Source organism: Actinokineospora globicatena, assembly GCF_024171945.1.
Classification (GTDB): Bacteria; Actinomycetota; Actinomycetes; order Mycobacteriales; family Pseudonocardiaceae; genus Actinokineospora; species Actinokineospora globicatena.
In genome coordinates this window covers 853,260-860,839 of record NZ_JAMTCR010000005.1, presented here as the reverse complement: position 1 = coordinate 860,839, position 7,580 = coordinate 853,260, and the positions used below count along the sequence as shown (strand labels likewise).

Genomic DNA, 7,580 nt, shown 5'->3' with positions numbered 1-7,580 from the left:
CGGTGCAGGGTCATATCCGGTATTAGACCCAGTTTCCCGGGCTTATCCCAGAGTATGGGGCAGATTACCCACGTGTTACTCACCCGTTCGCCGCTCGTGTACCCCGAAGGGCCTTACCGCTCGACTTGCATGTGTTAAGCACGCCGCCAGCGTTCGTCCTGAGCCAGGATCAAACTCTCCAAAGATGCTTTAAGAGTAATACCTGACAAACAGACACCAAACTGGCATCATATTCATCTCAAAGGAACCCACAAATGGGGTTCAATCATTCAAGCTCTACTGGCTTAAATCGGCACACTGTTGAGTTCTCAAACAACACACGCACATCCAGATCAACCGCGTTCGAGCGGTGCCACTAGAGGCTGGGCACTTCTTGGCTTGTGTCTCGAAACCTTCGAGTGCACCCACTCTACCACCCTGCGGTGGGAGCTTGGTTCGCGCCCCTCGGAAGTCTGATTCGAGGCCTTGCTCCGTCTGGCGCTCGTTCCGGTTTTCCCGGCCCGTGTCGCGCTGACAGAGAGAAAGTTACACGGCCACAAACCCAGGGTCAAATCGCACCCACAGGAACCCACCACAGGGTGAAACCGCAGGTCACCACCCCTGTGTCGGGCCGCAAAACCACCGTAACCCACCCCCAGAGCCGTGTGTATGTGACCGCCGTCACGTCAACTTTCTCTCATCCGGTGCGGTGAGGACCGCCAAGCGCGCTCTGACCTGCGGAAACGCTCGTGGCCGCCGACCTTGGCAGGTCGACGGCCACGGGAGGACCACTCGGATGGGCTCAGGCCTGGACCTGGACCCCCGCCGTATTCCGCTTGCCACGGCGCAGCACCAGCCACTTGTCGTGCAGCAGGTCCGCCTGCGCCGGGGTCCACGCCTCGTCGGTGACCTTGGCGTTGTTCACGTAGGCGCCACCCTCGTTGACCGTCCGGCGCGCCACTCCCCTGCTGTCCGCGAGACCGGACGCGACCAGCAGGTCCACGATCGTCGGTGCCTCCGACAGCCGGGCGGTGCCGGTCGGGGCCTCGGCCATGGCGGCGTCCAGCGTCGACAGGTCCAGCTCCGCCAGCTCCCCCCTGCCGAAGAGGGCATGGCTCGCGGCCTTCACCTGGTTGGTCTCCCGCTCGCCGTGCACGAGGGTCGTGAACTCCTCGGCCAGGCGCTTCTGCGCGGACCGCAGGTGAGGGCGTTCAGCGGTGTCCTGGGCCAGGGCCTCGATCTCCTCTTGGCTCAAGAAGGTGAACAGGCGCAGGTAACGCAAGACGTCGGCGTCGCCCACGTTCACGAAGTACTGGTACCAGGCGTACGGGGAGGTCAGCGCCGGGTCGAGCCAGATGTTGCCGCCGCCGGTGGACTTGCCGAACTTGCGTCCCTCGGCGTCGGTCACGAGCGGCGCGGTGAGCGCGTGCACGGAGGCTCCGGCCATGCGGCGCGTTAGCTCTACCCCGCCGATGATGTTGCCCCACTGGTCCGAGCCGCCCACCTGGAGCTTGCAGCCGTGGCTCTGGTGCAACCGCAGGTAGTCGTGCGACTGCAGGAGCAGGTAGCTGAACTCGGTGTAGGACATGCCATCGGACTCGAGCCTGCGCTTGACGGTCTCCCTGGCGAGCATGACGTTGACCGAGAAGTGCTTGCCGACGTCGCGCAGGAAGTCCAGGACGGACACGTCGCGGGTCCAGTCGAGGTTGTTGGTCACCACCGCGCCGGTCGGCGAGTCGTCGAAGTCCACGAACCGCTCCAGCTGACCGCGGATGCGCTCGGCCCACTCCGCGACCACGTCGAGCGTGTTGAGCGTCCGCTCACCGGTGTCGCGCGGGTCGCCGATCATGCCGGTAGCGCCACCGGCGAGCACGATCGGACGGTGACCGGCGCGCTGGAAGCGGCGCAGCATGAGCAGCGGGACGAGGTTGCCCGCGTGCAGGCTGGGTGCCGTGGGGTCGAAGCCCGCATAGAGGGTGAGTGGGCCCGCGTCGAGGTCCTTGCGCAGGGCGTCGAGGTCGGTGGACTGCGCGATCAGGCCGCGCCAGGTCAACTCGTCGAGGATGTGTTCACTCACGGCGGCTATCTTCCCTCGCGGCGCTCGCCGCCAACCACCGGGTTTGCGCTAAGGGCCAGGTACGACCCGCACGACGCCCCTCTTGCCGCCACGGCGGTATGCGCTGACCGCCTTCGAGCCGTTGACCCAGAACCGCCACGGGACGTCGATGGCGACGGCCACGCCTACACGCGGTCCTACCCGGACGTCCTCTGGTGCGACGCGCTCGCCCTCGTGGAGGCGAACCGGTGAGTTCGGGTCCGTCAGGTCTATCCCGTTGTGCGCGGCGTTGAGGCCGAGCACGGAGGTGAGCCGCGCGGGCCCCTTGGCGAGTTCGGCGTCCGAGCGGGATGCGGGTCGTCGCGCGCGTGCGATGTCCACGCCGTCGATGACCTCACCGGCTCGGAGGAGGACGGCACCGGGTACGCCGTCGGTCAGGGAGACCACGTTGGCGCAGAAGTGCATCCCGTAGACGAAGTACACGTAGAGGTAGCCGGCCGGGCCGAACATGACCTCGTTGCGCGGGGTCTTACCGCGGTAGCAGTGGGACGCGGGGTCGTCCCCACCTCGGTAGGCCTCTACCTCGACGACACGGACACGGACGGTGCCGTCAGGGCTATCCGCTTCGAGGACAGCGCCGAGGATGAGCTTGGCGGCCTCCACGGGGTCGATCGCGAGCTCTTCGCGAGTCAACAGGCGGTTCGCCACGCGACGTCCTGGAGGTAGGCGGCGTCGGCTTCCGGCAGGTCGATCAGCGTGCTGTCGGGCTCGCCCCAGACACCTTCGGAGTCGATGGCCTGGCCGGTAACGCGATGGACGCGCCCTCGGGGGTCTAGGCCGAAGAGGGTCGCCGTCAGAACGCACGCGGCAAGGTAAGAGCCCGCTGGGGCGGGGTGGCTGGCGTCCTCGTCGTGGAGGACCAAGTCCGGCCGTTCCGTTAGCGCTGTCTGCCACGCGATGCCCACCGGCGAGACAGCGACGCCCAACTCCTTGCCGATAGAGGCGTAGGCGTCGGTGAGTGCTTGCTGAGCGCCAGGGTCGTCCTGCCTGGCCCAGGTCATGTAGAGCGCTGGGGTGGCGTTGGCGCTGACGATGTCCGCTACGGCAGTGCGCACAGAGGCGTGGAACTTGGCGGGGTCCTGCGGTCGCGGTATGCCGTCGACCACCAGGTCGCCGCCTAGAGTGCTCTGCTCCTGCAGGACGACGTAGTGGCCGCCCTCGCGCAAGGCGTTCGACGGCGCTCCGCTCGCCCACGTCTCCCCGAGGACCGCGCCGGGTTCGGCGAACATCGCCACCGACACGGCGCGGTCGGGTCGCGCGAGGGCGACCACCAGCTCGGGGAGGTTGTGGAAGTAGGTGAAGCTGTTGCCGACGAACAGAACCCGGGTTACTTCCGGATGACCTGCTCCGACCACGCCCGGTACTCCTCGACTCGTCGTACGACCCGGTCCCGCTGCTCCGCGACCCGCCGCGGCGCGGTCCCACCGTACGCGTCGCGCGAGGCGATCGAGCCTGCCACGGTCAGCACGTCCCGCACCTCGGGAGTCAGCGCCGGGCTGATCGACGCGAACTCGGCGTCGGTGAGGTCCTCGAGGCCGACGCCCCGGGCCTCGGCCGCGCGCACGCACGCCCCGGCGGCCTCGTGCGCGTCGCGGAAGGGCACCCCCGCGCGGACGAGCCACTCGGCGACGTCGGTGGCCAGGCTGAAGCCCGCGGGGGCCAGCGCGGCGAGCCGGTCGGTGTCGAAGGTCAGCGTGCCGAGCATCCCGGCCATCGCGGGCAGCAGCAGCTCGAGCTGGGCGATGGAGTCGAAGACCGGCTCCTTGTCCTCCTGCAGGTCCCGGTTGTAGGCCAGCGGCTGGGCCTTGAGGGTGGCCAGCAGGCCAGCGAGGTTGCCGATCATCCGGCCGGACTTGCCCCTGGCCAGCTCGGCGACGTCGGGGTTCTTCTTCTGCGGCATGATCGAGCTGCCGGTGGACCAGGCGTCGTCGAGGGTGGCGTAGCCGAACTCGGCGGTCGTCCAGATGATCACCTCCTCGGCGACCTTGGACAGCTCGACGCCGATCATGGCGACCACGAAGGCGAACTCGGCGGCGAAGTCGCGCGAGGCGGTGCCGTCGATGGAGTTCTCGACGGGGGCGTCGAAGCCCAGTTCCTCGGCGACGGCGGCCGGGTCGAGCCCGAGCGAGGAGCCCGCGAGCGCGCCGGAGCCGTAGGGCGAGACGGCGGTGCGGCGGTCCCAGTCCTGGAGGCGGTCGACGTTGCGCAGCAGGGCCTGGGTGTGCGCGAGCAGGTGGTGCGCCAGCAGCACGGGCTGGGCGTGCTGCAGGTGGGTGCGGCCGGGCATGGGCGCGTTCGGGTGCCGGTCGGCCTGGCTGAGCAGGGCCGTGACGACGTCGAGGACACCGCCCGCGATGAGCCGGGCGGCGTCGCGCAGGTACATGCGGCCCAGGGTGGCGATCTGGTCGTTGCGGGAGCGGCCCGCGCGGAGCTTGCCGCCCAGCGCCGGGCCCGCGCGGTCGATGAGGCCGCGTTCGAGCGCGGTGTGCACGTCCTCGTCGGCGGGCACGGAGGTGAAGGTGCCGTCGACGACGTCGCGCTCGAGGGTGTCGAGGGCGTCGAGCATGCCGGTCAGCTCGGTGTCGGTGAGCAGTCCCGCGCGGTGCAGGACGCGCGCGTGCGCTCGGGAACCCGCGATGTCGTAGCGGGCCAGTCGCCAGTCGAAGTGCAGCGACAGGCTCAACGCGGCCATGGCCTCGGCGGGACCGGAGCTGAACCGACTACCCCACAACGAGGTGGGTTCCTGCAGCCGGGGTTCCTGCTCAGACAACGAACTGTCCTTCCTAGAACTAAGAGACCCGGGCGCGGTGGGTAGGTCTACCGCGCCCGGGCAGTCAACTGGTCAGTGGTGCAGGGAGCGCTTGGCGGCGATCTTCGACGGCAGGCCCCAGAGCTGGATGAAGCCCTTGGCCAGCGACTGGTCGAAGGTGTCGCCCTCGTCGTAGGTGGCGAGGTTGAAGTCGTAGAGCGCCTGCTCGGAGCGGCGGCCGTTGACCACGGCGCGGCCACCGTGCAGCACGAGCCGGACGTCGCCGGTGACGTACTCCTGGCTGCGGGCGATGAAGGTGTCCAGCGCCTCCTTGAGCGGGGAGAACCACAGGCCGTCGTAGACCAGCTCGGCCCAGCGCTGCTCGACGCCGCGCTTGAAGCGGGCCAGGTCGCGCTCGACGGTGACGTTCTCCAGCTCCTGGTGGGCGGTGATCAGCGCGATCGCGCCCGGCGCCTCGTAGACCTCGCGGCTCTTGATGCCGACCAGGCGGTCCTCGACGATGTCGAGCCGACCGACGCCCTGGGCGCCCGCGCGCCGGTTGAGCTCCTGGATGGCCTGCAGCACGGTCACGGTCTCACCGTCGATGGCGACCGGGACGCCCTTGTCGAAGGTGATGACGACCTCGTCGGCGTCGCGCGGCTCGGCCGGGTTCGCGGTGTAGTCGTAGACGTCCTCGGTGGGGGCGTTCCAGATGTCCTCGAGGAAGCCGGTCTCGACCGCGCGGCCCCAGACGTTCTGGTCGATGGAGAACGGCGACTTCTTCGACACGTCGATGGGCAGGTTGCGGTCCTCGGCCCAGGCGATGGCCTTCTCCCGGGTCCAGGCGAAGTCGCGGACCGGGGCGATGACCTTGAGGTCGGGGGCGAGGGCGCCGATGCCGACCTCGAAGCGGACCTGGTCGTTGCCCTTGCCGGTGCAGCCGTGCGAGACGGTGCCCGCGCCGTGGTACTTCGCGGCCTCGACCAGGTGCTTGACGATCACCGGCCGCGACAGCGCGGAGACCAGCGGGTAGCGGTCCTGGTAGAGGGCGTTGGCCTGCAGCGCGGGCAGGCAGTACTGCTCGGCGAACTCGTCGCGCGCGTCGGCGACCACGGCCTCCACCGCGCCGCACTCCAGTGCCCGCTTGCGGATGGTGTCCAGGTCCTCGCCACCCTGGCCGACGTCGACCGCCACCGCGACGACCTCGGCGCCGGTCTCCTCGGCGATCCAGCCGATCGCCACCGACGTGTCAAGCCCACCGGAGTAGGCCAGGACCACCCTGTCACTCATTGTTCTCTCCTCGTTTTGCCAGGTCTTGGGTGCTCGCGGGCGTGCGGGCGGCCATCGCGGTGAACCGGTCGGCCAGGTCGAGGCCGGTCACCGGTTCGCGGCAGATGACCATGAGGGTGTCGTCGCCCGCGATGGTGCCGACGACCTCGTGCAGTGCGGCCCGGTCGATCGCGCTGGCCAAGAACTGCGCGGCACCGGGCGGGGTGCGCAGCACGGTCAGGTTGGCCGAGCCGTCGGCGGAGACGAGCAGCTCGGCGAGCAGCCTGGTCAGCCGCGAGGTGCCGCCCTGCACGCCGCGCACCGGGTTGCCGTCCTCGGGGATCACGTAGACCGGGGCGCCGCCGTCGTGGCCGCGCAGCTTGACCGCGCCGAGCTCGTCGAGGTCGCGCGAGAGGGTGGCCTGGGTGGCCTCGATGCCCTCGGCGTGCAGCAGCGTGGCCAGCTCGGTCTGGCTGCGGATGGCCCGGTCGCTGACGAGTTCGACGATGCGGGCCTGGCGGGCGGCCCTGGTCGCGGCCGAGGTGGTCACGGGTGCGTCACCAGCCAGCTGAGCAGGGCCTTCTGCGCGTGCAGCCGGTTCTCCGCCTCGTCCCAGACGGCGCTGGCCGGGCCGTCGAGCACCTCGTCGGTGATCTCCCAGCCGCGGTGCGCGGGCAGGCAGTGCAGCACGATGGCGCCGGGGGCGGCGTGGCCGAGCAGGTCCGCGTCGACGCGCAGCTTGCGGAACGAGCTGACCCGGTCGCGGCCGTCGTTCTCCTGGCCCATGGAGGTCCAGGTGTCGGTGACCAGCACGTCGGAGCCGTCGACGGCGGCGCGCGGGTCGTCGAGGACGGTGATCGAGCCGCCGGTCTCCTCGGCGCGCTTGGTGGCGTCGACGAGGATGTCGGGGCGGGGCTCGAAGCCCACCGGGGCGACGACGCGCACGTGCATGCCCGCGGTGGCGCCGCCGAGCAGCAGGGAGTGCGCCATGTTGTTGGCGCCGTCGCCGAGGTAGGTGGCGGTGACGCCCGCGAGCGCGCCGTGCCGCTCGCGGATGGTCATCAGGTCGGCGAGGACCTGGCAGGGGTGGAACTCGTCGGTGAGCGCGTTGACCACGGGGATGCGGGAGGCCGAGGCCATGGCCTCGATGCGCTTCTGGGCGTAGGTGCGCCAGACGACGACGTCGACGTAGCGCGAGAGCACCCGGGAGGTGTCCTCGATGGTCTCCTCGCGGCCCAGCTGCATGGTGCGGCCGTCGACGATGACCGAGGTGCCGCCGAGCTGGGCGACGCCGACCTCGAAGGACACCCTGGTGCGGGTGGAGTTCTTCTCGAAGATCGCGGCGACCGCCTTGCCCGCGAGCGGGCGGTGGGTCAGCGGGTCGGCCTTGAGCCGCAGGGCGAGGTCGAGGATGTCGTTCTGCTCGGCCGGGGTCAGGTCGTCGTCGCGCAGGAAGTGCCGGACCAT

At 69.6% G+C, this 7,580-nt stretch carries 7 protein-coding genes and 1 rRNA gene; all 8 read right to left on the bottom strand.

Annotation, left to right across the window (positions count from 1 at the left end):
• A 16S ribosomal RNA gene (locus tag LV79_RS27735) occupies positions 1-185 on the bottom strand; the annotation flags it as partial.
• Positions 186-781: 596 nt separating this feature from the next.
• On the bottom strand, positions 782-2,056 hold the full coding sequence (tyrS, locus tag LV79_RS27730; protein WP_253841170.1) for a tyrosine--tRNA ligase: 1,275 nt from the start codon (positions 2,054-2,056) through the stop codon (positions 782-784).
• Between the two features lie 48 nt (positions 2,057-2,104).
• Complete coding sequence (locus tag LV79_RS27725) at positions 2,105-2,743, bottom strand: DNA-3-methyladenine glycosylase (RefSeq protein ID WP_253841169.1); 639 nt, start codon at positions 2,741-2,743, stop codon at positions 2,105-2,107.
• A complete protein-coding gene (locus tag LV79_RS27720) occupies positions 2,725-3,450 on the bottom strand; it encodes a hypothetical protein (RefSeq protein WP_253841168.1) in 726 nt (241 codons plus the stop codon). Before LV79_RS27720 ends, LV79_RS27725 begins: the two co-directional genes overlap by 19 nt.
• The gene (argH, locus tag LV79_RS27715; RefSeq protein WP_285470687.1) at positions 3,423-4,865 is read right to left on the bottom strand and encodes an argininosuccinate lyase; all 1,443 of its coding nucleotides are present in this window, start codon (positions 4,863-4,865) and stop codon (positions 3,423-3,425) included. Before argH ends, LV79_RS27720 begins: the two co-directional genes overlap by 28 nt.
• A 72-nt stretch (positions 4,866-4,937) precedes the next feature.
• Positions 4,938-6,134 (bottom strand): argininosuccinate synthase, encoded by a 1,197-nt coding sequence (locus LV79_RS27710; protein ID WP_253841167.1) that lies wholly within the window; start codon positions 6,132-6,134, stop codon positions 4,938-4,940.
• Positions 6,127-6,663 carry an arginine repressor gene (locus tag LV79_RS27705; RefSeq protein WP_253841166.1) on the bottom strand — a complete coding sequence of 179 codons (537 nt, stop codon included), beginning with the start codon at positions 6,661-6,663 and terminating at the stop codon, positions 6,127-6,129. The genes LV79_RS27710 and LV79_RS27705 overlap by 8 nt, the downstream gene beginning before the upstream one ends.
• Positions 6,660-7,580 carry an ornithine carbamoyltransferase gene (gene argF / locus LV79_RS27700; protein ID WP_253841165.1) on the bottom strand — a complete coding sequence of 307 codons (921 nt, stop codon included), beginning with the start codon at positions 7,578-7,580 and terminating at the stop codon, positions 6,660-6,662. Before argF ends, LV79_RS27705 begins: the two co-directional genes overlap by 4 nt.